The organism is Chelatococcus sp. YT9, from assembly GCF_018398315.1.
Lineage (GTDB): Bacteria > Pseudomonadota > Alphaproteobacteria > Rhizobiales > Beijerinckiaceae > Chelatococcus.
The window spans coordinates 4096128-4120247 of sequence record NZ_JAHBRW010000001.1 but is presented as its reverse complement, the minus strand read 5'-3'; the positions used below and the strand labels follow the sequence as shown (position 1 = coordinate 4120247).

Here is a 24120-nt window from a genome sequence, read left to right as displayed (position 1 = left end):
ACTCATTCCTCCGAGCCACGCCCATCGCGGGCCAGATACATGGGCATCAACACCCGAAACGTCGTCCGGTGCACACCCGCGTCGCACTCCACGACGCCGCCATGGTCACCGATGATCTTCGCAACCAAAGCAAGACCAAGGCCACTGCCGGACGCCTTGGTGGTCACGAACGGGTCGAAGAGGTTGGGTACGAGGTCGGGCGGGACGCCTGGGCCGTTGTCGCGCACGCAGATCTCCAGCGGCAGGCTCACGCGCTCTCCGGAGCCCGGCAGCTGTAGCCGCATACCCGGCCGAAATGCCGTCGACAGAACGATTTCGCCGTCCAGGGCATCGCGGCCGATGGCCTCGGCAGCGTTCTTGATGAGGTTGAGGAACACCTGAACAAGCTGGTCGCGATTGCCGAGCAGAGGTGGCAGGGAGGGATCATAATCCTCGACGAAGCGGATGTGCCGGGCAAAGCCCGACTGCGCGAGACGTTTCACATGGTCGAAGACGCCGTGAATGTTGACAGCCCCCCGCTCCACGGGGCGCTCATCGCCGAAAAGCTCCATTCTCTCGACGATTTTCACGATCCGATCGGTCTCGTCGCAGATCAGCTGAGTCAGAAGGCGGTCCTCGTCAGATGCTGCGCCTTCCAGCAACTGGGCCGCTCCCCGGATGCCCGACAACGGGTTTTTGATCTCATGGGCAAGCATTGCCCCGAGCGCGGTGATGGACCGGGCTGCACCTCGATGGGTCAGCTGTCTGTCCATTTTTTCGGCAATTGTCCGTTCTTGCAGCATCAACGCCACAGATCGCGCCTCATCGCCAAGAGGGACGGCGAAAATATCGACGATCCGCTCATGCCCTGTGCGCGGCGTCCCGATCTCGATACGGTATTCGCTCACGCTCGCGTTGCGACGTCGGGCCTCTTCCGCGAGCGTCAGTACCGGCGAGCCGAACGGCAGGACGTCCACGAGCCGCTGTCGCTTCAGGACAGGGAGGCTGGCTTCAAAGAACGCTTCGGCGGCGCTGTTGGCATGGAGGATTGCATCTCCCTGCCCTACCACCAGGATAGGTACGGGCAGAGCGTTGAGGATGAGGCCAGGATCGAAGCCAGGCTCATTATTTGCGGAAGCACTTGGCATCGTGATTTTGCGCATGCCTATCCGGTTGGGCTGAAGTCGGGTTCAAGTCCGCCTTTTTCCGTGTCCCTCGCGAGACCGGTCGATTGTCACGCCGCTTCGCGGTGCACAGGGCTTGCGAGGCTGCCTTCATAAAGCCCCTGGAGGAGCGCCAGCACACGCTCCGGCTGCTCGCTGGTCACGAGCTCAGCGCGGCAACTGGCAGCCGTGGCGCTGCCATGCCGCTCCGCATCCGCGCAATAGGCTGCGAGATGCTTTCGGGCATGGCGAAGGCCGATCTTCTTTCCATAGAGCGTGAGAAGGGCTGTGTAATGCTCTGTGATTGCTTCCGTCTTGAGAGCGGGGGATGGCAGCGGCGTGACCTTCCCGCCGCGGAGTTCAGCGGCGATCTGGCCAACCAGCCACGGCTGCCCGACCGCGGCGCGGCCGATCATCACCGCGTCCGCGCCGGCTTGGTCTAGGGCTGCGCGGGCGTCCGAAACGTCGGCTATGTCACCATTAACGACGAGAGGCAGCGTGGTGACCTCGCGCACGCGCCGCACCGCGCCCCAGTTGGCTGTGCCCTTGTAGAACTGCTGCCGCGTGCGGCCATGGACGGTGATGAGGACAGCACCCGATATTTCCGCCCGGCGGGCGAGCTCATCGGCGTTCTGGCTCCCATCGTCCCAGCCGAGCCGCATCTTTACGGAAACGGGGATCTTGACCGCTGCGACCACTGCCTCGATCAACGATGTGGCGTGATCGAGATCCCGCATCAGCGCCGATCCCGCCCATCCGCCGATCACGCGCTTGGCCGGGCATCCCATGTTGATGTCGATCATCGCCGCGCCGGAAGCCTCAGCCACCCGCGCCGCCTCACCCATCCAATGCGCATCGCAGCCGGCGAGCTGGACCACATGGGGTGTTATTCCAGCACCTTCCGCCCGCAGGACAGCCTCCTGCGATCCGTCCACGAGTTCCTGGCTGGCGACCATCTCCGAAACGACGAGTGACGCGCCGAAGCGGTGCGCGATCCGTCGGAACGCGACGTCCGTGATGCCGGACATGGGGGCGAGCACAGCACCCAAGGCAAGGGTCGGGCGCCACTGGGAGATGTCAGTGTCTGTGCCCATTTCCGCATCATTCATGGCCATGCTTATAAATTAAACAAAACCCTTTGTCCCGCCCTTATTGCTGGCCTGGGAGAGATCGTGATCGGCCTGGTCTCAGCCGTCATGATCCGTCACAAGAGCATTGTAAGAAATGAGCCCGCGGCCTATAGGCGCCTGTCACCGGAGTGGACAAGGTTCGAATGCCGAAGATTGCAGCGATCATCGTGGCGGCCGGACGCGGGACGCGTCTGGGGGGAGAGATTGCGAAGCAGTACCGCCAAGTTGCCGGTCGTGCGGTGCTTGGCCATACGCTTTCAGCCATCTCCGATCAGTCGGACATCGAGCGTATCGTCGTCGTTATACATCCCGATGACGGTTCCTATTATCGCGACGTCATCGCCGCACTGCCGGCTGCGGTGAGGGACCGGCTGGCGCACCCCGTCGCCGGCGGCGCGACACGGCAGCTCTCGGTCATGGCCGGGCTCGAATCGTTAGCAAGCGGGAAGGACGCGCCGGACTTCGTGCTGGTTCACGACGCTGCCCGGCCGTTCGTTTCGCCGCAACTCGTCAGGCGTGCTGTTGCCGCGGGTATCGCCCATGCCGCGGCGGTGCCGGGCGTGAAGATTGCCGACACCATAAAGCGCGTCGACCACAACGGCAGGATTTGCGAAACGCCGGACCGAGACCTGCTGCGGCGCGTCCAGACCCCGCAGGCTTTCGCCTTCGCGCCGCTGCTCGCCGCCCATCGCCGTGCGGTCGCCGAAGGTTTGACCAGCTTCACCGATGACGGCACGCTCGCCGAATGGGCTGGCCATAGCGTCCATATTTTCGACGGCGAGGCCGGCAATATGAAGATCACCAGTGGCGAGGACATCGTGGAAGCTGAACGCCGCCTGGCACCCTCGACCACCCTGATCAGCCGCGCGGGGATCGGCTATGACGTTCATGCTTTCGGCCCGGGAGATCACATCTGGATCGGAGGCCTGCGACTGCCCCATGATCGGGGTGTCGTCGCCCATTCCGACGGTGACGTGGCCTTGCATGCGCTGACCGACGCGGTCTTCGGCGCGATGGCTGACGGCGATATCGGCAGCCATTTTCCGCCAAGCGATCCGCAATGGCGGGGCGCTGCCTCTGACCAGTTCCTGGCCTACGCGGTCGAGCGCCTGCGGGCGCGCGGCGGTCGGCCCGATCATCTCGACCTGACAATCATCTGCGAAGCGCCAAAGATCGGGCCGCATCGCGACGCCATGCGCGCCCGCATCGCCACCATCGTGGATGTGCCGATTTCGGCGGTCTCGGTGAAGGCGACCACGTCGGAGCAACTCGGATTCACGGGGCGCCGCGAGGGGATCGCGGCGCAGGCGGTGGTCAGTATCCGGCTGCCGGAAGGAGCATGAGGCAAATCCGGGGCGGAACCTGCATGTTTCCATTCCGATCGGCGGATCTGCTCGTTACGTCAAAGTGACGCGCGTCTGCCACACACAGACCTGCCTAGTGAGCCAGAGGAGCATCGAGGATGGCGGATATCGAATTCACGCGTATCGATCGGGATCTCGTCCTGCATGCAAAGGGCGTGCTCGAGCTGTGTCGCGGTCTTGGCCTGCGTATCGTCACCGCCGAATCCTGCACGGGCGGTCTCGTCGCTGCCGTCCTGACCGAGTTGCCGGGATCATCGGAAACCGTCGAGGGCGGGTTCGTCACCTATTCCAACGAGGCCAAGCACAGCGCGATCGGGGTTCCCGAAGCGTTGATTACGCAGCATGGGGCGGTGAGTGAGACGGTGGCCCGCGCGATGGCCGAGGGGGCGCTTGCCCGCACGCTGGCTGATGTCTCGGTGGCGATCACAGGCATTGCCGGGCCGGGCGGCGGCAGCGAGGCCAAGCCCGTTGGCCTCGTGCATTTCGCCGCCGCGCGCCGTGGCTTCGCGACGCTCCATGCCGAGCGGCGTTTCGGGGATCTCGGGCGGGGCGTCATTCGGCGCCGGTCGGTCGAGCAGGCACTCGACCTTCTCGCGGAAATCGCCCGACAGCCGCTTATTGCGTGAGAGCAGGATCGCGCTCACACCGAGGCGGGCAATGCTCCGCCCTTGCCGTAAAGGCTCGCCGCCCGGGCAACGAATGCATCCGCAAATCGCGCAAACGCCTTGTCGAACAAGGCGCCCATCAAAAGCTTCAAGGCGAAGCTCTTGAACTCGTAGGTAATGTAGAAATCCACCTTGCACCCGCCGCCCTCGATGGGGCGAAAGCTCCAGCGATTCTCAAGATAGCGGAACGGGCCGTCGACATATTCCACGAGTATCTTCAAGCGCGGGCGATCGAGCGTCACGCGGCTCGTGAAATTCTCACGGATCGACTTGTAGCCGACGCCCATGTCAGCAACGAGCGTTTCGACCCCCTCCCCGCTCTGGGAGCGACGGCGAATCTTCAAGCTCTCGCAAAGGGGCAGGAATTCAGGGTAGCGCTCCACGTCCGCCACCAGGGCGAACATGGCCTCAGGCGGCTGCGGGACGGTGCGGCTGTCACGAAAGGAAGGCATGGCACAAACTTATGGGGACGGGTGGCCGCCGGCGCAAGTCAGAAGAACAGGCCGCCATGCCGCCGCGAGAGCCTGCGTCACAGTCCAAGCTTCAGGGAGCGCGCCGCCTTCAATTCCTCGAAGTCCTCGCCGGCGTGATGCGAGGAGCGTGTCAGCGGGCTGGAGGATACTTTCAGGAAGCCCTTGGCATAAGCCGTCGTTTCATACGCCTTGAATTCATCCGGCGTCACGAAACGAAGGATGGGGTGGTGCTTTTTCGTTGGCTGCAGATATTGGCCGATCGTGATGAAATCCACGTCTGCCGATCGCAGGTCGTCCATCAATTGCAGAACCTCGTTCCGCTCCTCGCCGAGGCCGACCATGATCCCGGATTTGGTGAAGATGGAGGGGTCGAGCTCCTTGACCTGCTGCAACAGGCGAATGGAGTGGAAATAGCGGGCGCCGGGCCGCACCTTCAAATATTTGGACGGGACGGTTTCCAGATTGTGGTTGAACACGTCGGGGCGGGCAGCGACGACGACCTCGAGCGCGCCCTTCTTGCGGAGAAAGTCCGGCGTGAGGATCTCGATCGTCGTCTTTGGAGAACGCGCGCGGATCGCCTGGATGACCGCAGCGAAATGCGCCGCGCCACCGTCGGCCAGGTCGTCGCGATCGACTGATGTGATGACCACATGGGTCAGGCCAAGCTTCTCGACGGCGATCGCGACCGATTCAGGCTCGTTGGGATCGAGGGCCTGGGGCAAGCCGGTCTTCACGTTGCAGAAGGCACAGGCCCGCGTGCAGGTGTCACCCATGATCATGAAGGTGGCGTGCTTCTTTTCCCAGCACTCGCCAATATTCGGGCAACCGGCCTCCTCGCACACGGTAACGAGCTTGTTGTCGCGAACGATGCGGTGGGTTTCGGCCCATTTTGGAGACCCTGGCGCCTTGACGCGGATCCATTCCGGCTTGCGAAGCACCGGCTGATCCGGGCGGTGAGCCTTTTCAGGGTGCCGTTTGGCCTCGACATCGCCCGGCGCACCGAGCTTGGCGCGTCGATCCTTGCCGTTGATGAGATCCAATACAACCGCCATAGGGGCCTCGCTCTGCGTCATACACGCGCCAACCGTCCCTACATATAGAGCTTGGCCGTCTGTCACAAGGAAGGCGGGGTCATAGTTGGCATGTATCCTGCGCGGGCGCTATCGGATTGGCTCATGATGTCCTAAGGGCAGGAACGAATGTCCCCTATTGCGACAGTATCGGACGGCCTGGCCCGCGGCCGGGACAATTTTCTGTCGTTACGGCACATTCTTGCCGGCTGCGTGCTCGTGAGCCACGCCTTTTTCGTATTCCGCGGCGCGGACGTGCGCGAACCGCTTCTTGACGAAACAGGGCTCGATCTCGGCCAGCATGCGGTGAATCTGTTTTTCGCCCTCTCGGGCTTTCTCGTCGTGCAAAGCCTGGAGCGGCGGGGGGCCAAGGCCTATGCGCGCGCCCGCGCTCTGCGCCTGCTGCCCGGCCTCGTCGTGGCGACGCTCTTTACCGCCTTCGTCATCGGGCCGCTTGTTACATCGCTACCGCTGGGAGCTTATCTTCGCGACGGCGGCACCTGGCGCTTCCTTGTGGATGTTGTTCCGCGTTTCAATGGTCATGCCAGCCTGCCCGGCGTATTCGCGAACCAGCCGGCTCATGAGGCGATGATCACCATCTGGACGATCAAATACGAGATCGCCTGCTACGCCCTTCTTGCTATCGGCGGGGTTGTGCTGCTCAAGCGCTGCCCCGCGGTCGCGCTCGCGGCTTGCGCGATCGGCTTTGCGCTGATGAGTCTGCCCTCGAGGATAGTCCTGCCGGATGCGATCCATTCTTTTGCGCGGCTTGGCATGTGCTTTGCGCTCGGTGTCGGCGCGTGGCTCTATCGCCGGAAGATGCCGTTGGACGGCCGGCTTGTTATTGGCGGCATCCTGCTATCGCTCGCGCTTGCCCGCACGACGTTCGGGCTGCCGGTCATGATTCTCACCGAATGCTACGGAGCGCTTTGGCTGGCCTTTCTCCCGACAGCCTGGCTCGGCGGGTCGCTTCCCGTGGTCGGATCGGAGTTGGCGGGCTGGCTCACCCCGGCAAAGCCGCTGCTAACGCTGCTCGCCGGTGCAGACTTCTCCTACGGCATTTATCTTTACGGCTTCCCCCTGGAGCAGGCCGTGTTCCAGTTTCTGCAGCCGTCGAGCCCTTGGATTCTCATCGTCCAAGTACTGCCAGTCGTTCTGATCGTCGCTCTTGGATCGTGGTTGCTGGTCGAGAAACCCGCTCTCGCGCTGAAATCGCGACGCGCTGTTCGGCGGGCGCCGCAGCATGCCCCCTTACCAGAGGGACAGGCCTCATGAAGCGAGAGGCTTCGCAACTCGTCGTTCTTGACAGCTGGCGCGGCGTGTTCGCCTTGGCAGTAGCGCTGCTGCATGCGCCAGTGCCTTTCCTCGGCAACGAGACGGCCTTGGTGCAGTCGCTCTATCTGGCGGTCGATTTCTTTCTCGTGCTGTCCGGCTTCGTGATTGCCATGAACTATGAGCGGCGGCTGTCGACGCCGCGAGCGGTGACGCGCTTCGCATGGCGACGCTTCTGGCGCCTTTATCCGCTGCATATCACCACCCTAGCGATTTTCGGCGTCATGGTCCTCGTGATGCAGAGGTCTGGTGCCAGCGGCAGCGGCAACCAGGCCGCCGCGACTCTTGGTGATTTCCTGCATATGGTCGCGCTGCTTCATGCGCTTGGCACCACCGCCGTCGATGTCTTCAATTGGCCGAGCTGGAGCATTTCCGCTGAAATCTGGAGCTACCTGATCTTTGCGGCCATCGTGATGGCGGCGGGCGGTCGTGATCGCCTGCGCATCGGCCTCTACGTCGGGCTCGCCTCTCTCGGCCTGGCGCTGGTCTGCGCAATGCCGGCAGACCCAGGCCGCTATACGTACCTGTCCGTTACGGGGCTTGGCATTGGCCGCGGGATGTTCGGCTTCTTCGTCGGTGCCCTGGCGTGGCGCCTGTTCGAGAGCACCCGCGATGGCCGTATCTGGAGATCCGCCGGAGCGACGAGCTTCACTGAAATCGCGCTCGTCACCCTTCTCCTCGCAGGGCTGGCCATTATCGACAATCAGACGCCTGCCGTGTTTGCGATCGTTGCTCTCTTTCCCGCAATGGTCATCGTATTCGCCCATCAGCGGGGCATCGTCTCGCGGATCCTCAAGGCCCCGGCGCTCGTCGGTCTCGGCACCCTGTCCTATGGGATCTATCTTTGGCACCTCATCGTTGCCAAGGGCCTGGGCTGGATGGTTTACCGGCCAGTAACCGCGTTTCTCGAGGCAAACGGCCAGTCCATATTCGTGCGGGCTCTGGCCGCCCATGGTCTGCTGGCGGCCTATCTCGGTGGCACGGTGGTCGCGGCGGCGCTCTCCTACCGGGTGATCGAGCGGCCTCTGCGCGAATGGTCGCGGCGGGTTGAGCCGGCAGCTTTGGCAGCACCGGGCGCTGCTGGCGACTTGCCGGCTACGAAATAGACATCCTTTAGCGCTTCTGGAACAGCCCCATAATAAAAAGCAGAACAATGGCGCCGACCGTTGAAACGACGAGGCTTGGCCAGAAGCCGGCGCTCGTCGGCATGAGGTTGAGGGCGCTGAGAATGAAGGGTCCGATGAGCGCGCCCACCAAACCCACGATGAGATTGGTGAAAAGCCCGTGGCTTCGGCTCATGACTTTCTCTGCGATATAGCCGGCGAGAATTCCGACGATAATCGCCCCGATAATGCCAACACCCTGCATGTTTCCAGACCCTTGCTGCGCTGCCGTTCGGTTAACGGCGAGGAACAAACGCTAGCAGACCGGAACAGTTCCGCTCAAGCCAGGAAAGAGACTGGAATCGGTCGTATCCGGCTCGTAGCCGACGATGAGCCGGTCAGGGCGGAGCCAACCAGCTCGGTCCGGAGTGATCGATCCGCCATTGCCAATCATCAAGGTAAGCGGCTTTCCACAGCCGCCTAAGTATGGATCACCCGCCCATAGGCGTCCATGACGCTTTCGTGCATCATCTCAGACAGCGTCGGATGCGGGAAGACGGAGTTGATCAGCTCTTCCTCGGTCGTCTCCAGGTTCATGGCAATCACGAAGCCCTGGATGAGTTCCGTCACTTCGGCGCCGATCATGTGAGCGCCGAGGAGCTTGCCGGTCTTCTTGTCGAAGATCGTCTTCACCAGGCCGTCCGGCTCGCCGAGCGCGATCGCCTTGCCGTTGCCGACGAAGGGGAAACGGCCGACGCGGATGTCGTAGCCCGCCTCCTTGGCCTTGGCTTCCGTCAAACCGACGGAGGCGATCTGCGGGTGGCAGTAGGTGCAGCCGGGGATCATCAGCTTGTCCATGGCGTGCGGGTGCAGGCCCTTGATGGCTTCGACGCAGATGACGCCCTCGTGCTCGGCCTTGTGCGCCAGCATGGGCGGACCGGCCACGTCGCCGATCGCATAGATGCCGGCGACGGAGGTCTTGCCGAGACCGTCGGTCTTGATCGTGCCGCGGTCGATGGTCACGCCGAGCGCCTCAAGCCCGAGGTTCTCGATATTGCCGACGACGCCCACCGCCGAGATGACCCGGTCGACGGTGAGGCTCTGGGTGCCGCCCTTGCCGTCGTCGATCGTGGCGGTCACGCTGTCCGCCTTCTTGTCGAGCTTGGTGACTTTGGCGCCGGTCATTACCTTGATGCCCTGCTTCTCGAAGCGCTTGCGCGCCAGCGCGGCGATCTCGGCATCTTCGACCGGCAGGATCTGCGGCAGCACCTCGACGACCGTCACCTCAGCGCCCAGCGTGCGGTAGAAGGAAGCGAACTCGATGCCGATCGCGCCTGAACCGACGACCAGCAAGGACTTCGGCATAGTCTCGGGGACCATGGCCTCGAAATACGTCCAGACCAGCTTGCCGTCGGGCTCAAGGCCGGGCAGCACGCGCGGGCGGGCACCCGTCGCCACGATGATATGCTTGGCTGCATAGGTGCCGGCGCCCTTGGTGCTCTTCGGCGCCGCGGCCGTGCCGTCGCGCGGCTTGGCCGCGTCCTTCACGACGATCTCGCCGGGCTTGGCGATCGTCGCCTGTCCCCAGATGACGTCGATCTTGTTCTTCTTCATAAGGAACGCGACGCCATTGTTCAGTTGGGTCGAGACCCCGCGCGAACGCTTCACGACGGCGGCTGGATCGGGACGGATCGTGCCCTCGAGGACCAGCCCGTAGTCCTTGGCGTGGGTGGCGTAGTGATAGATTTCCGCGGAGCGCAGCAGCGCCTTGGTGGGAATGCAGCCCCAGTTCAGGCAGATCCCGCCGAGATGCTCGCGCTCCACGACGGCCGTCTTGAAGCCCAGCTGCGCAGCACGGATCGCGGCTACATAACCGCCGGGACCGCCACCGATGACGATGATGTCGTATTGATCGGCCATTGACGCTCACTCTCTCTGTGATGACCGGGCTGTCGCCGCCGGTCATCGCGATCGAAAAGGCTGTGCCACAAAGTCTCGCGATGGCCGGGCCCACGCCCGGCCATGACGGCGTAACGCGGCGTTACACCAGCATTCCCATCGGGTTCTCGATGAGCTGCTTGAAGGCGGAGATGAGTTCCGCCCCCAGCGCACCATCGACGGCGCGGTGATCGGTCGACAGGGTCACGGTCATCACCGTGGCGATGGCTGGCGCATTGTTCTTCACCACGACGCGCTTCTCACCGGCGCCCACCGCGAGGATCGTCGCGTGGGGCGGATTGATGACCGCGGAGAAGTCCTTGATGCCAAACATGCCGAGGTTGGACACGGCCGTGGAGCCGCCCTGGTATTCCTCGGGCTTCAGCTTGCGGGTGCGGGCGCGCGCCGCATAATCCTTCATCTCGTTGGAGATGGTGGACAGCGTCTTCGTTTCCGCCTTGCGCACCACCGGCGTGATGAGGCCGCCCGGAATCGCGACGGCCACACCGACATCCGCATGCTTGTGGCGCAGCATGGCGCTGTCCGTCCAAGAGACATTGGCGTCCGGGACGCGTATGAGCGACACGGCAAGGGCCTTGATGACGAAGTCGTTGACCGAGACCTTGTAAGCAGGCTTGCCCTCGCCGTCCTTCGGCGCTGCGGCGTTGATCTGCTCCCGCAAGGCGAGCAGCGCATCGAGCTCGCAATCGACCGACAGGTAGAAATGCGGGATCGTCTGCTTGGACTCGGTCAGCCGGCGCGCGATGGTCTTGCGCATCGAATCGTGCGGGATCTCCTCGAAGCTGCCGGGTTCGAACAGCTTCTTGACCTGCTCGTCGGCCATGCCGGCCGCGAGCGGCGTGGCGGCCGTCTTCGGTGCCTGAGCTGCGGGCGCAGCGGCCGCCGGCGCCGGCTTGGCCGCACCCCCGGCAAGGGCGGCCTTCACGTCGCGCTCGACGACACGGCCATGCGGGCCCGAGCCGGCGATAGCCGCAATGTCGATGCCGCCGTCCCGGGCAAGACGCTTGGCGAGTGGGGAGGCGAATACCCGCCCCCCCTCGCCCGCCGGCTTCGCGACCGGTTGCGGCGCGGAGGTCACTGCAGCATCAGACTTGGCTTCGGCAGACTTGGCTTCGGCAGACTTGGCTTCCGCAGGTCTGGCTTCCGCAGGCTTGGCCTCGGCAGCTGCCGGCGCCTTGGCCGGCTGTTCAGTCTGTGGGGCCTCGCTCTTCGCGGGCGCAGCGGCTGCTCCACCCTTGCCGGCGCCGGCGGCGACTTCCTTAGGGTCCTCGCCGTCACTGGCGATGACCGCGATGAGCTCGTTCACAGGCACGTCGGCTGTGCCTTCAGGCACGACGATCTTGGCGAGGATGCCCTCGTCGACCGCCTCGACCTCCATGGTCGCTTTATCGGTCTCGATCTCGGCGAGCACATCACCGGACGAGACCTTGTCGCCTTCCTTCTTCAGCCACTTGGCGAGGTTGCCCTTCTCCATCGTGGGCGACAATGCTGGCATCAGGATATTGGCGGGCATGGTCGTTTCCTCAAAAACCAGTAGGCCGGCATGTCAGCGGTCATGCACCCAGCGCGGCCTCAAGAGGGTGGAGTAGCGCGAGCATTGTCAGGCGCCCTGCAGGCTTCCCACCCCGGGTGGAACCGGGGTGGATGAAACGGGAGGCATCGCCTGCCACGGCGGCTCACCGGTAGGTGACAGCCTTGACCGCCTCGATAACCTCGGCGACCGACGGCAGCGCAAGCTTCTCGAGATTGGCGGCATAGGGCATCGGCACGTCTTTGGCCGACACGCGCGCGACCGGAGCGTCGAGATAGTCGAAGGCTTCCGTCATGACGCGCGCCGCGATCTCAGCGCCGACGCCCGATTGCTGCCAACCTTCCTCGACGGTGACCAGACGGCCGGTCTTCTTCACGGAAGTGACAATGGTCTCGGTATCCATCGGCCGGATCGTCCTGAGGTCGATCACTTCGGCATTGATGCCTTCGCCCGCCAGTTCCTCGGCAGCCTTCAAGGCGTAGGTCATTCCGATCGACCAGGACACGATGGTGACGTCGGCGCCTTCGCGCACGATACGCGCCTTGCCGATCGGCAGGACGTAGTCGTCGAGCTTCGGCACCGGGAAGGAATGGCCGTAGAGGATTTCGTTCTCGAGGAAGATCACCGGATTGGGGTTCCGGATAGCCGCCTTGAGGAGGCCCTTGGCGTCGGCGGCGCTATAGGGCGCGATCACCGTCAGGCCGGGAATATGGCTGTACCAGGAGGCGTAGTCCTGGCTGTGCTGGGCGGCAACACGGGCGGCCGCGCCGTTCGGGCCGCGGAAGACGATCGGACAGCCGAGCTGGCCCCCGGACATATAGAGCGTCTTCGCGGCCGAGTTGATGATCTGATCGATCGCCTGCATGGCGAAGTTGAAGGTCATGAACTCGACGATGGGCTTGAGGCCTGTGAAGGCTGCGCCAACACCGAGACCGGCGAAGCCATGTTCGGTGATCGGCGTGTCGACGACGCGCCGGGCGGTAAACTCCTGCAGGAGACCCTGGGTCACCTTGTAGGCGCCCTGGTATTCCGCGACTTCCTCGCCCATCACGAAGACCGCCTCGTCGCGGCGCATCTCTTCTGCCATCGCGTCGCGCAAAGCCTCGCGAACGGTCATCTGGACGAATTCGGTGCCCTCGGGCACTTCCGGATCGGGCTGAGCCTTTGGCTGCGGCGGCACGGACACGGCCGAGGGCGCAGGCGAGGCAGGCTTGGGCGCCTCGGGCGCCTTCATCTCGCGCGCCGCGGCTTCGCTGGTCGATTCGTCCGGTGACGGCCTTGGCGCATCGGCGGGCTTCGCCGCGGACGCGGCAGAGACATCCTCACCCTCGCCGGCAATAAGGGCGATCGGCGTGTTGACGGCCACATCCTCGCTTCCCTCGGGGATGAGGATCTTGGCGAGCGTACCCTCGTCGACGGCTTCCACCTCCATGGTGGCCTTGTCCGTCTCGATCTCTGCGAGCACGTCGCCGGAGCGGACGCTATCGCCTTCTTTTTTAAGCCATTTAGACAGTTTGCCGCTTTCCATGGTCGGGGAAAGGGCGGGCATCAATACGTCGATGGGCATGGTCTGGACTTTCGCGAACGGTCTGAGGGCGCTTCGAGGCGGCCGGCCGACGCGGATGCGCCGGGACGGACTTGATCCCCGACGGACTACTTCAGGACATCTGTCCAGAGCTCGGACGGATCGGGTTCCGGGTCGTGGGTCGCGAAGTCTGCTGCCTCGTTGACGATCTCGCGCACCTGCGCGTCGACTGCCTTCAATTCGTCTTCCGGGACTTTCCAATCGTTCAGGAGCCTGCGGCGTACCTGCTCGATCGGATCATGCTCCTCGCGCATCCGCTGCACTTCGTCCTTGGACCGGTACTTTGCCGGGTCGGACATGGAGTGGCCGCGATAGCGGTAGGTCTGCATCTCGAGGATATAGGGGCCGTTGCCGGCGCGAGCCCATTCCATGGCGCGCTCGCCGGCCGCCTTGACCGCGCGCACATCCATGCCGTCCACCTGCTCGCCGGGGATATTGAACGAGGAGCCTCGCTTCGAGAAATCCGTCTGAGCTGAGGAGCGCGCCACCGAGGTGCCCATCGCATAGCGATTGTTCTCGATGACATAGACAACGGGGAGCTTCCACAGCTCCGCCATGTTGAAGCTCTCGTAGACCTGCCCCTGGTTGGCGGCACCATCACCGAAGTAGGTCAGGCTAACGCGCTTTTCGTTCCGGTAGCGATTGGCGAAGGCGAGCCCGGTGCCGAGCGACACCTGCGCGCCGACGATGCCATGGCCACCGTAGAAGTTCTTCTCCTTGGAGAACATGTGCATCGAGCCACCTTTGCCCTTGGAGTAGCCTCCGCGGCGGCCGGTGAGCTCGGCCATGACGCCCTTGGCATCCATGCCAGCGGCCAACATGTGGCCGTGGTCACGATAGCCGGTGATGACCTGGTCGCCTTCCTTCGAGGCGGCCTGCATGCCGACCACGACGGCTTCCTGGCCGATGTAGAGGTGACAGAAGCCGCCGATCAGGCCCATGCCGTACATCTGGCCGGCCTTTTCCTCGAAGCGGCGGATAAGGAGCATCTCGCGGAAAGCAGCGAGGTCCTGGTCCTTGGTGAAATCAGCTGGAGATGTGGAGCCTGCCCTGGCGGAATTGCGCGCTGTGGTGGCTGTCTTCTTGGCCGGCGCCTTGGTGGCGCGGCTGCCGCGGCGAGTTCCGGCGGCGTCTGAGGTCACGGAGTCAATCTTGGCGTCCGAGCGCGAAGATTTTCGAGCAGCTAGGGACATCAGCATCCTCCCGAAGCGAGTTCTTGGGAGAATATGTAACGTACCCCCGCGCTATTGGCGAGCCCCAAACCGTATAAATATTAGATACAACTGCAACTAACAGCCTGAAAACGCGCGTCTTTTTTAGCTTAACCGATTTTCGGTTAAGGGGGTGACGACCCACGCGTGACAGGCGACGCGAAGGATTTCGAGCCCCCTTCTGCCTCAGCATTAAGTAGTATAACGACTTCGTTTTTATGCACAAATCCGAGCGTCTGGCGGACCTGGCCGTCGAGCACGTCATAGTCGATCGTGTCGGATCGCAGCATCGAGGCGCGCTTCTCCCAGGAGGCTCTCTCTGCCTTCAGGGCTGTGAGCTCCTCCGTCAACTCGAACTTCTCGCGCTTCAGCTCACGTTTGGCTTCAAGGCCACGCGCGCCGTGGTGCGCGTGGAAGACGAAATATCCCACGATAGCGCTCGATATCGCATAGAGCGCGAGGGGAATGAGGACAGCACGGCGACGTTTGCGAACTACCATACGGTGATGATGCTCGCTCGTGGTTAAAAAGCGGTTAGAACGCCGGGGTTGTCACCTGTCATGCGTGAAAAAAATGGCCGGGAGTTACCCGGCCATTGTCTGGGTTCCGAAGCTGTCGCGGTGGGATCAGCCGCGCGCCAGCGCGGCGAGCGCCGCACGGCCCGCGTAACGGGCTTCAGTATCGAGTTCCTGCTCGATGCGCAGGAGCTGGTTGTACTTTGCCGTACGGTCCGAACGGGCCAGCGAGCCGGTCTTGATCTGCCCGCAATTCGTCGCGACCGCGAGGTCGGCGATCGTCGAATCCTCGGTTTCACCCGAGCGGTGCGACATCACGGCCCGATAGGCGCTGCGCTGGGCGAGGTCGACGGCAGCAAGCGTCTCGGTGAGCGAGCCGATCTGGTTCACCTTCACGAGGATGGCGTTGCCGACGCCCCGGTTGATGCCTTCCTGAAGACGCGTGACGTTGGTGACGAAGAGGTCGTCGCCGACGAGCTGCGTCTTGGTGCCGACGGCGTCAGTGAGCGCCTTCCACCCCTCCCAGTCGTCCTCGGACATGCCGTCCTCGATCGAGGCGATCGGATAGTCGGCGACGAGCTTGGCGAGATAGGCCACCTGCTCCTCCGGCGAGCGGGTCTTGCCTTCACCGGCATAGACGTAAGAGCCGTTCTTGAAGAACTCGGTCGCTGCGCAGTCGAGCGCCAGAACCACATCGCGGCCAGGCTCGAAGCCGGCGGTTCGGATGGCTTGCATGACGAAATCAAGGGCCGCCTCCGCCGACGGCAGGTTCGGCGCGAAGCCGCCTTCGTCGCCGACATTCGTGTTATGGCCGGCGTCTTTCAGGGCCTTCTTCAACGTGTGGAAGATCTCGGCGCCGGTGCGGAGCGCCTCGGAGAAGCTTGGCGCACCAACGGGCATCACCATGAATTCCTGGAAGTCGATGGGGTTGTCCGCATGGGCGCCGCCATTGACGATATTCATCATCGGCACGGGCAGGACGCGCGCCTGGGTGCCGCCGACATAACGGTAGAGCGGCAAGCCACTCGCCTGCGCGGCCGCCTTGGCAACCGCCAGCGACACGCCGAGGATCGCATTGGCACCGATTCGGGATTTGTTCGGCGTGCCGTCGAGTTCGATCAGAGCCTCGTCGATCCTTACCTGATCCTGCGCATCGAGGCCGCCGATCGCCTCGAAGACTTCCGTATTGACGGCGTCGACAGCCTTCAGCACGCCCTTGCCGAGATAACGCGATTTATCGCCGTCGCGCAGCTCGACCGCCTCGTGGGCACCTGTCGAGGCGCCCGAGGGGACCGCCGCACGGCCGAAGGAGCCATCTTCCAGCGCGACATCGACCTCGACGGTGGGATTGCCGCGACTGTCGAGTATTTCACGGGCGACGATATCGACGATCGATGTCATGAAGCATCCTCCCAGCCACAAGCGGGCTGTACAATTGACAACAGGCCGCCCGCGGCGCGGACGGCAGCCTTGGAAAACACCGTCCGGCTTTTACGCCAACTGCTCCGGACGGCAAAGGGCGGATACGCGGACCGCGTCCGGGCTTGCGCCGGGAGGCCGCGTGAGCCACAGAACTCGGCGTAAAAGGATGACACCGAGATGACAAGCGACCTCAAGCCTGCAAACTTGCAACTGGGCAAGCCCACCGCCCTCCCCGCATCTCCCGATGAGGCGGAGCTCGATCGGGTGCCCAATCCGCAGGCCGGCACGCGCTATGTCGCGCGCTTCACCTGCCCGGAATTCACGTCTCTCTGCCCGGTCACCGGCCAGCCGGATTTTGGCATTCTCGTGATCGACTATGTGCCGGGCGAGTGGCTCGTGGAATCAAAGTCCCTGAAGCTCTATCTCCACGCCTTCCGCAACCATGGCGCCTTCCATGAGGACTGCACCGTCTCGATCGGGCTGCGCCTCGCAGCGCTCCTTGAGCCCGTGTGGCTGCGGATCGGCGGTTATTGGTACCCGCGCGGCGGCATCCCGATCGACGTCTTCTGGCAGACCGGCGCCCCGCCCGATGGCTTGTTCCTGCCCGACCAGGGCGTGCCGCCCTACCGCGCGCGGGGATAGACCCGTGGCAGGAGCTTCCCCCAAGCATCGTGGCACGTTGGCCCTCGGGATGAATCCCCTTCCCGTCGCTACGCGACGCCGGGGATGACACACCGCCTTGGCGCATCAGGCTCCGTGTCATCTCCGGCGGGCCGCATAGCAGCCCGAAAGGGATCTATGAACGCACGATGCGCCGGAGGGACAACGTCGGTCCGCAAGGCTCGCTACGGCGCGGTGCTGTTCCAGGCCTTGACGAGGTCGTTGACCAGGGCCGCGGGGTCCGCTGCCCGCATGACGCCGCCCATGACGGCGATGCCCGCGATACCGGCCCGACGGCAGACAGGGATTGCGGCGGTATCGATTCCGCCGATGGCGATCACCGGTAGAGAGCTCGCTGCCACGATCGCGGCGAGCCCATCCGGGCCGAGCGCCGGCCCGTAACCCGGCTTGCTCGTGGTCAGAAAGGCAGGCCCTGCCACCAGGTAGTCCAATGCCGTGGACGACGCCGCGGCGGCTTCCGCAGGGCTATGCACCGACTGGCCGATAAGCGCATCGAGGCCGAGCCGCGCGCGTGCGGCTCGGGCATCACCGGCGGCGCCGAGATGGAGCCCGACATTCGCCGCTCCGGCCGCCGCGGGCGCCCCGTGAACGGTGACAACAGCCCCGAACGGCTCGGCCTCAGCCTTGATCGCGCGCAGAAGTGTTACTTGAGCATCTTCGGGTAAGTCCTTTTCGCGCAGGCTGAACCACCGGCAGCCGCCGGCGAAGGCAGCCGCCGCGATCTCGGGAAGCGGCCGTGAGGCCTGCGCGCGATCGCTCACCACCAGCAAGGGCGGCTGCGGTAGCATCAGCTCTCCACAAGCCCCAACTGCGGGCTCGATGGTTCGGCATAACGACGGCGCGGGATCCGCCCGGCGAGATGCGCAAGCCGCCCCGCCTCCACCGCATAGCGCATGGCGCGGGCCATCCTGATCGGGTCGTCCGCCCGGGAAACGGCGGTGTTGAGCAGGACGGCCGAACAGCCGAGTTCCATGGCAAAGGCAGCATCCGAGGCGGTGCCGATGCCGGCGTCGAGCACGACTGGTACGGGGCTGCGGCTGCAGACGAGTTCGATGAGATGGGGGTTGGAAATACCAAGGCCTGAGCCGATCGGGGAGCCGAGCGGCATCACGGCGGCGGCGCCGGCATCCGCGAGCTTACGACAGGCGACCGGGTCTTCGGTGCAATAGGGGAGCACGATAAAGCCCTTGGCGGTCAGTTCGGCGGTCGCGATCAAAAGTTCCTCGACATCCGGATATTGCAGCTCGCGGTCCCCGATGATCTCCAGTTTCACCCAGTCGGTTTCGAGCGCTTCACGCCCGAGTTCCGCTGTGAGTATGGCGTCGCGCGCGGTCTGACAGCCGGCCGTGTTGGGAAGAAATCCGACCCGGTCTCCCAATACGTCGATGAGGCTTTCCTCATAGCCGTCGAGACTGATTCGCCGCACCGAAGCGGTGACAAACTGCGAGCCGCTTGCGGCCACCGCATCGAGCATGACCTGCTGATTAGGATAACCGGCTGTCCCTAGAAAGAGGCGCGACTCGAATCGGCGGCCGGCGATAACGAGCGGATCGTCCGTCGTCGTGACAGGAGACAGGGTGTTCATCGATCAACCTCCCTGCCGAGCATGCACGATTTCCACGCGGTCCCCCGCGGCAAGGTGCGTCTCCGGCCATTTCGTTTTGGGGAGAACGGCGCCGTTGAGGGCCACCGCTATACCGCGCGCCTCAGGGGCGACGCGGCTCGCCACGAGCTCCGCGACAGTTGCCACCTCGAGGGGGGCTTCCTCGCCATTCACGCGGATGAGTTCAGGCATCTTTTCAACTCCAAGCGGTACTCGGCTTAAGTTCGAAGGGTCTCGCCGCCGTGCCGCTTCCTAATCAGGCCGTGGCCTGGACAACCAAGATCTTTCAGGTGGGGATCGCTCATGCGGCCGCCGCGCGCATGAAGCGGGCGAAGGCAAACGGTTCGGCCAGCGGATCGATCGTGCCGCCCAAGATGAAATCGCTGATCAGCTTGGCCGTGATCGGCGTCAGCAGGATCCCGTTGCGATGGTGCCCCGTTGCATAGACGAGCCCTGCGACCGGTCCGGCGCCGAGGATCGGAGCGTCATCACGGCTCCCGGGACGGTGCCCCACCCAGGTCTCGACAACCGGCAGCTCCTCTATGCCGGGAAGCGCGCGCCATGCCGCGTGGAGCAGGGACAAGAGCCCGCCGGCGGTGACCGCCGCATCGAATCCCTTCTCCTCCACCGTCGCGCCGACAATGAGGCGGCCATCCAGGCGCGGCACGAGATAGACGCCAGGCGCCCAGACCACATGGCGCAGGAGCGGCGCCGCTGGATCCATCGCGAGCGCCAGCATCTGGCCTTTTACCGGACGCACCGCCGGTCGCGCCTCCGCCGGAAGGCCAGGGATGGTCCGGGACCAAGGGCCAGCCGCCAGTACGACCCTGCCCGCTTCGTGGAGGCCGGCGGCCGTGTTGACGCCGTCAACGCGGCCCTCCCTCATGGACAAGCCGTCCACGGGCGTATTCTCAACCAGCGTGACGCCTGCGCGGAGTGCCGCCAGGCGCAAGGCTCGCGCAAGCTTGCGATTGTCGACCTGATGATCCTCCGGCGAGGAGATGCCCCCCGCGATCCCCGGAGCGAGCGCAGGCTCCAACCGTCTAAGGTCGCGGCCGCTCAGCCACGAAACCGGCAACCCAAGTCGCCTCTGTAGCTCCGCATGGTTGCGGAGCTTCGCGGCGTCGTCAGCGGTCAGTGCAACCATGAGCGTGCCTTCGGACCGCAGTTCCACCTGCTCGCCGCTCGCCGCTTCCAGTTCGGCAGCAAACTCAGGCCAGAGCGCCTGGCTCGCTCGGTTAAGCAACAGCAACCGCTCCTCAGAGGGCTCGATTTCGGCGCATGCGGCCAGCATGCCGGCAGCCGCGTGGCTCGCGCCCTGTCCTGCGCCGCCCTTGTCGAAGACCGTGACGGCAAGGCCACGCTGCGCGAGCCGCCAAGCGATGGACAGGCCAATAACGCCCGCCCCTATGATAGCGACCTTGTCCTGACGCGCGGAATTATCTTGAACCATTCGCGGCTCCCTACGCTGGCATGACCCAGACAGGTTCGATGGGTATGTTCTCAGCCCCGCGAAGCGAGGCACCCCAAGCCATGTCTTCCTAAAATGAGGGCTTCAGGCATGAACCGCAAGCCTTATGGCGACGGTTAGAACGTCATGCAGGCAGAATTGATAATGCCTGCCGACAGCGAGGCCGCGCCGAGGAGACATGCAGCAGCGATCTCGCCCTTTGCGATGCGCTCCGTCAAATTGGGGACGAGAATGCGCACGAGCCAATAGACGATGATCTGCACGACAAGCGCGATGATGCCCCAGAGGACCAGCGCAAGAACGGTCGTCGTATTGACGATGGCGCTTGAAAGCGGCAGGGCGAAACCGACCAGGCTGAGGCCTAGGGACAGCGCCGCCGAGACAACGTTGCGCCGGATGAGCTCGAACTCGTTGTGAGTCGTGGCAAAGGTGTAGACGGCTAGATAGAGCGCAACCAGGATGATCGAAATGACAAAATCGACGAGAAAGTCGATGAAATTGACCAGAAGGATACCGTCCATCGTTGCCCCCGCGTATGCGCCACGTCACCCCGGCGCTATGTTTTCTCGCCGCCGCGTCCCGCGGGCTCAAATGCGATCGTGACGCCGTAGGCGTCTGGCGCGGCCACTGTCAGACGAGGCCCCGCCATGCGCGACGGGATACCGGCTTTGGCGAGCCGCTCGGCCACGGCGCCTAGATCGTCAACCGCAACCGCATAGGCCACGAAGACCTCTTCCGCCACCGGGCCAGCCATGCCGTAGAGGCTGCGGAAGGCGTCCGTGGAGAGAATGTCGAGGCGACCCCGGGGCAGTTCCGCGGAAACACCGAGCGATGTTGCGTGCAGATCCCGCTGCCCCGTGAAGGCAGACAGGAAGATATGGTGGTCGGTGGGATTTTCCGCCGTCATGACGGCCGCAGAGATGCCCCGGGCCCCGTTGGCGTGGTTCTGGAATGCCGGGTTCCAGAAGTTTTCCGGGAAGTGCTGCTGACAAACGAAAAACCCACATCGTGGGGCACGATCGTCTTGGGCGAAGGCCAGAGTGAAGGCAACGGTCGTCTCCCCGCCATCGGGGCGGCGCGCATGCCTTTCGAAGAAAAAAGTCTCGAAATTGCCGATCCCGGCGGCGGCGAATTCGAGTGCGTCGTCCGGCGCGTTGCGGCTTTCGAGCACGAGCATCGCCAACCCCTCGCCGCGCGCGAGACTGTCGCGAACGAAGGCGCCGAAGCTGAATTTCCGCTCACCGTGCGGGGCGATGACCGCCCCCTCGCCCACCGTGATAAGCTCGATGAAGGAGCCGTGGAACTGGACGATCCGGTTCTCGGTGCCCCAAGGATGCCGGTTGCGTGCCCCGACCGTAAAACCGAGCGCCTCGTAGAAGGCGGCAGCCGCGTCGAGATCGTGGACAGCCACGACGAGATGGTCGATTCCGCGGGGATGGCCGACCATCAGACGAGCCGGCTCTGTTCGACAGCAGCAGCGACGAAGCTCTGGAACAGGGGATGAGGCTCAAACGGCCGTGACTTCAACTCCGGATGGAACTGGACGCCGATGAACCAGGGATGATCGACGAGCTCGACGATCTCCGGCAGGAGCCCATCCGGTGAAACGCCACTAAAGCGCAGGCCGCGCTCTTCCAGCCGCTGCCGATAGCTCATGTTGACCTCATAGCGGTGGCGATGGCGCTCCGAGATCTTCGTCATTCCGTAGATGTCGGCCACCTTGCTGCCCGCGGATAGGGAGGCCGGGAAAGCCCCGAGACGCATGGTGCCGCCGAGATCGCCGTCTGCGCGACGCTTCTCCAGCTCGTTACCGTTCAGCCATTCGGTCAAAAGGCCCACAACCGGCTCGTCGGTCGCTCCGAATTCCGTGGAATTGGCAGCCCCAATGCCGGCGAGCGAGCGCGTGGCCTCGATCACCGCCATCTGCATGCCGAAGCAGATCCCGAAATAAGGGACCTTGCGCTCCCGCGCGAAACCAGCCGCCCTGATCTTGCCCTCGGCGCCGCGCTGACCGAAGCCACCAGGCACCAGGATGCCGTGCACGTGCTCGAGGAAGGGCGCGGGGTCCTCCCGTTCGAAGATCTCGCTTTCGATCCAATCGAGATTGACTTTCACGCGATTCGCGATGCCGCCGTGGGTCAGCGCCTCGATCAAGGACTTATAGGCGTCCTTCAATCCCGTGTATTTACCAACGATGGCAATGTTGACTTCGCCCTCGGGATTCTTGATGCGTTGTGAAATCCCCTGCCAGCGATCGATATTCGGCGCAGGAGCATCCTTGATGCCAAATGCCGCCAGAACCTCGTCGTCGAGCCCCTCGGCATGGTAGGCGATCGGCACATCATAAATTGTCCCGACGTCGCGCGCTTCGATCACCGCCGTCTCGCGGACATTGCAGAACAGCGACAGCTTGCGCCGCTCATCTTCAGGGATCGGCCGGTCTGTGCGGCAGAGCAGAATATCCGGCTGAATGCCGATAGACCGAAGCTCAGCGACCGAATGCTGCGTCGGCTTCGTCTTCAGCTCGCCGGCGGACGGTATATAGGGCAGAAGCGTCAAATGGATGAAAACGGCCTGGCCGCGGTCGAGCTCCTGCCCGAGCTGGCGGATCGCCTCCAGGAACGGCAGGCTCTCGATATCGCCGACCGTGCCGCCGATCTCGACAAGCACGAAATCGCAGTCCTCGTTGCCCTCAAGGACGAACTCCTTGATGGCGTTGGTGACATGCGGAATGACCTGGACGGTCGCGCCGAGATAGTCGCCACGGCGTTCCTTGGTCAGAATGTCGAGATAGATGCGGCCCGTGGTGACATTGTCATTGCGGGTGCAAGGCCGACCCGTGAAGCGTTCGTAATGACCGAGATCGAGATCCGTCTCGGCGCCGTCGTCGGTCACGAACACCTCACCATGCTGGTAGGGGCTCATCGTGCCGGGGTCGACGTTGAGATAAGGATCAAGCTTCCGAAGGCGCACGCTATAGCCGCGTGCCTGCAGAAGGGCTCCGAGAGCGGCTGATGCGAGGCCCTTGCCTAGGGAGGAGACCACGCCGCCGGTGATGAAAACGTACCGCGCCATGGGAGTCCTCATTTACTCTATCGCGATCGATTCGGGGAGTGGTCATAGGACCAATCCAGGCGAAAATATGTACATACTCGCAAACCAGCGCTGATCCTGCGCATCGCGCGCATATCAAGGACCCTTTCGGCCCGGCCAGTCGCGAAGATCAGAAAAGGCGCCGCAGCGCGGCCGGCGTCCGGCTCATTGCGAGCCGGGCACCTGAGGCGTCGACGGCGCAGGCGGTGCCGCCGGTTGCGGGGCCGGAGCCTGAGCCGGCGCGGGAGGCGCTGATGGCTGGTCGCCCTGCATCTGACGAAGTTGATCGAGCACGCCGCCGCCCGCACCTGGTGCGCCCGGTGCGCCCGGAACAGCCGCGGGTGCTCCACCCGGGACGGAATCGAAGATCGAACGCTGGCCGCGCTGCATGCTCGCCATCACTGACAGGCCGAGGCTCGTCAGGAAGAAGATGGTCGCAAGGATGGCAGTCGTGCGGGTCAGCGCATTGGTCTGGCCGCGGCCCGTCATGAAGCCTGAAACGCCACCGCCGCCCATGCCAAGGCCGCCCCCTTCGGAGCGCTGCAAAAGCACCACACCGACCAGCGCGATGACAACAAAGAGGTGGATGACGATGATAACGGTTTGCATGTCAACATCCAACGCCCGGCACGGGCACCGCCGGCCAGGCTCGATTCATTTGTGCCGCTCTAACACAGTCCCCCCGCGCGAGGAAAGACCATAGCGCGGGAGAATTGCCCGCGTGGTGTGCAGGGCTTCCCTGCCGAGACGGCAGATCGTGACGCGACTGC

24 protein-coding genes and 1 riboswitch are annotated in these 24120 nt (G+C 64.0%); of the genes, 5 read left to right on the top strand and 19 right to left on the bottom strand.

From position 1 onward, the window contains the following. Window positions 1–2 precede the first annotated feature (2 nt). Both KIO76_RS19030 and dusB read right to left on the bottom strand, forming a co-directional pair. The gene (locus KIO76_RS19030) at window positions 3–1127 is read right to left on the bottom strand and encodes a two-component system sensor histidine kinase NtrB (protein ID WP_249729960.1); all 1125 of its coding nucleotides are present in this window, start codon (window positions 1125–1127) and stop codon (window positions 3–5) included. Window positions 1128–1213: 86 nt separating this feature from the next. Next, window positions 1214–2236: a tRNA dihydrouridine synthase DusB gene (gene dusB, locus KIO76_RS19025; RefSeq protein ID WP_249729649.1), complete on the bottom strand. Its 1023-nt coding sequence runs from the start codon at window positions 2234–2236 to the stop codon at window positions 1214–1216. Between the two features lie 179 nt (window positions 2237–2415). On the opposite strand from dusB, the gene KIO76_RS19020 reads away from it, so the two are divergent. Both KIO76_RS19020 and KIO76_RS19015 read left to right on the top strand, forming a co-directional pair. Continuing rightward, window positions 2416–3615, top strand: a complete 1200-nt coding sequence (locus tag KIO76_RS19020; RefSeq protein WP_213324709.1) for a bifunctional 2-C-methyl-D-erythritol 4-phosphate cytidylyltransferase/2-C-methyl-D-erythritol 2,4-cyclodiphosphate synthase — start codon at window positions 2416–2418, stop codon at window positions 3613–3615. A gap of 119 nt (window positions 3616–3734) precedes the next feature. Further along, on the top strand, window positions 3735–4262 hold the full coding sequence (locus KIO76_RS19015; RefSeq protein WP_213324708.1) for a CinA family protein: 528 nt from the start codon (window positions 3735–3737) through the stop codon (window positions 4260–4262). A 14-nt stretch (window positions 4263–4276) separates the two neighbouring features. Here the strand turns inward: KIO76_RS19015 and KIO76_RS19010 are convergent, their stop codons facing one another. Next, window positions 4277–4753 (bottom strand): type II toxin-antitoxin system RatA family toxin, encoded by a 477-nt coding sequence (locus KIO76_RS19010; RefSeq protein ID WP_213324707.1) that lies wholly within the window; start codon window positions 4751–4753, stop codon window positions 4277–4279. 77 nt (window positions 4754–4830) lie between these two features. After that, window positions 4831–5826: a lipoyl synthase gene (lipA, locus tag KIO76_RS19005; RefSeq protein ID WP_213324706.1), complete on the bottom strand. Its 996-nt coding sequence runs from the start codon at window positions 5824–5826 to the stop codon at window positions 4831–4833. Between the two features lie 147 nt (window positions 5827–5973). Here lipA and KIO76_RS19000 point away from each other — a divergent pair, with 147 nt between their 5' ends. Further along, window positions 5974–7119, top strand: a complete 1146-nt coding sequence (locus KIO76_RS19000; RefSeq protein WP_213324705.1) for an acyltransferase family protein — start codon at window positions 5974–5976, stop codon at window positions 7117–7119. Next, window positions 7116–8282 (top strand): acyltransferase family protein, encoded by a 1167-nt coding sequence (locus tag KIO76_RS18995; protein WP_213324704.1) that lies wholly within the window; start codon window positions 7116–7118, stop codon window positions 8280–8282. The genes KIO76_RS19000 and KIO76_RS18995 overlap by 4 nt, the downstream gene beginning before the upstream one ends. A 7-nt stretch (window positions 8283–8289) precedes the next feature. Here the strand turns inward: KIO76_RS18995 and KIO76_RS18990 are convergent, their stop codons facing one another. The 7 genes from KIO76_RS18990 to eno all read right to left on the bottom strand — a co-directional run bounded on the left by KIO76_RS18990 (window position 8290) and on the right by eno (window position 16481). After that, the gene (locus KIO76_RS18990) at window positions 8290–8544 is read right to left on the bottom strand and encodes a GlsB/YeaQ/YmgE family stress response membrane protein (RefSeq protein ID WP_213324703.1); all 255 of its coding nucleotides are present in this window, start codon (window positions 8542–8544) and stop codon (window positions 8290–8292) included. 215 nt (window positions 8545–8759) lie between these two features. Further along, window positions 8760–10199 (bottom strand): dihydrolipoyl dehydrogenase, encoded by a 1440-nt coding sequence (lpdA, locus tag KIO76_RS18985; RefSeq protein ID WP_213324702.1) that lies wholly within the window; start codon window positions 10197–10199, stop codon window positions 8760–8762. A 121-nt stretch (window positions 10200–10320) separates the two neighbouring features. Beyond that, window positions 10321–11751 (bottom strand): pyruvate dehydrogenase complex dihydrolipoamide acetyltransferase, encoded by a 1431-nt coding sequence (locus KIO76_RS18980; RefSeq protein WP_213324701.1) that lies wholly within the window; start codon window positions 11749–11751, stop codon window positions 10321–10323. A 163-nt stretch (window positions 11752–11914) separates the two neighbouring features. Further along, a complete protein-coding gene (locus KIO76_RS18975; RefSeq protein ID WP_213324700.1) occupies window positions 11915–13336 on the bottom strand; it encodes a pyruvate dehydrogenase complex E1 component subunit beta in 1422 nt (473 codons plus the stop codon). Between the two features lie 86 nt (window positions 13337–13422). Continuing rightward, window positions 13423–14496 carry a pyruvate dehydrogenase (acetyl-transferring) E1 component subunit alpha gene (gene pdhA, locus KIO76_RS18970; protein ID WP_291976314.1) on the bottom strand — a complete coding sequence of 358 codons (1074 nt, stop codon included), beginning with the start codon at window positions 14494–14496 and terminating at the stop codon, window positions 13423–13425. 194 nt (window positions 14497–14690) lie between these two features. Beyond that, on the bottom strand, window positions 14691–15065 hold the full coding sequence (locus tag KIO76_RS18965; RefSeq protein ID WP_213324698.1) for an FtsB family cell division protein: 375 nt from the start codon (window positions 15063–15065) through the stop codon (window positions 14691–14693). 126 nt (window positions 15066–15191) lie between these two features. After that, window positions 15192–16481 carry a phosphopyruvate hydratase gene (gene eno / locus KIO76_RS18960; RefSeq protein ID WP_213324697.1) on the bottom strand — a complete coding sequence of 430 codons (1290 nt, stop codon included), beginning with the start codon at window positions 16479–16481 and terminating at the stop codon, window positions 15192–15194. A gap of 198 nt (window positions 16482–16679) precedes the next feature. On the opposite strand from eno, the gene queF reads away from it, so the two are divergent. Continuing rightward, complete coding sequence (queF, locus tag KIO76_RS18955) at window positions 16680–17144, top strand: preQ(1) synthase (RefSeq protein ID WP_213324696.1); 465 nt, start codon at window positions 16680–16682, stop codon at window positions 17142–17144. 203 nt (window positions 17145–17347) lie between these two features. Here the strand turns inward: queF and KIO76_RS18950 are convergent, their stop codons facing one another. The 8 genes from KIO76_RS18950 to secG all read right to left on the bottom strand — a co-directional run bounded on the left by KIO76_RS18950 (window position 17348) and on the right by secG (window position 23959). Beyond that, complete coding sequence (locus tag KIO76_RS18950) at window positions 17348–17971, bottom strand: thiamine phosphate synthase (RefSeq protein WP_213324695.1); 624 nt, start codon at window positions 17969–17971, stop codon at window positions 17348–17350. Next, a complete protein-coding gene (locus KIO76_RS18945) occupies window positions 17971–18768 on the bottom strand; it encodes a thiazole synthase (protein ID WP_213324694.1) in 798 nt (265 codons plus the stop codon). Before KIO76_RS18945 ends, KIO76_RS18950 begins: the two co-directional genes overlap by 1 nt. A 3-nt stretch (window positions 18769–18771) precedes the next feature. Further along, window positions 18772–18978 (bottom strand): sulfur carrier protein ThiS, encoded by a 207-nt coding sequence (gene thiS / locus KIO76_RS18940; protein WP_213324693.1) that lies wholly within the window; start codon window positions 18976–18978, stop codon window positions 18772–18774. A 109-nt stretch (window positions 18979–19087) separates the two neighbouring features. After that, complete coding sequence (gene thiO / locus KIO76_RS18935) at window positions 19088–20239, bottom strand: glycine oxidase ThiO (protein ID WP_213324692.1); 1152 nt, start codon at window positions 20237–20239, stop codon at window positions 19088–19090. Beyond that, window positions 20231–20325: riboswitch (TPP riboswitch) on the bottom strand. It overlaps the preceding gene by 9 nt. 48 nt (window positions 20326–20373) lie before the next feature. After that, window positions 20374–20778, bottom strand: coding sequence for a DUF350 domain-containing protein (locus tag KIO76_RS18930; protein ID WP_213324691.1), 405 nt, complete (start codon window positions 20776–20778; stop codon window positions 20374–20376). A 35-nt stretch (window positions 20779–20813) separates the two neighbouring features. Then, window positions 20814–21704 carry a VOC family protein gene (locus tag KIO76_RS18925; protein ID WP_213324690.1) on the bottom strand — a complete coding sequence of 297 codons (891 nt, stop codon included), beginning with the start codon at window positions 21702–21704 and terminating at the stop codon, window positions 20814–20816. Continuing rightward, entirely contained in the window at window positions 21704–23332 is a 1629-nt protein-coding gene (pyrG, locus tag KIO76_RS18920; RefSeq protein ID WP_213324689.1) for a CTP synthase, read from the bottom strand. Before pyrG ends, KIO76_RS18925 begins: the two co-directional genes overlap by 1 nt. Before the next feature lie 183 nt (window positions 23333–23515). Further along, complete coding sequence (secG, locus tag KIO76_RS18915) at window positions 23516–23959, bottom strand: preprotein translocase subunit SecG (protein ID WP_213324688.1); 444 nt, start codon at window positions 23957–23959, stop codon at window positions 23516–23518. Between the last annotated feature and the right edge of the window lie 161 nt (window positions 23960–24120).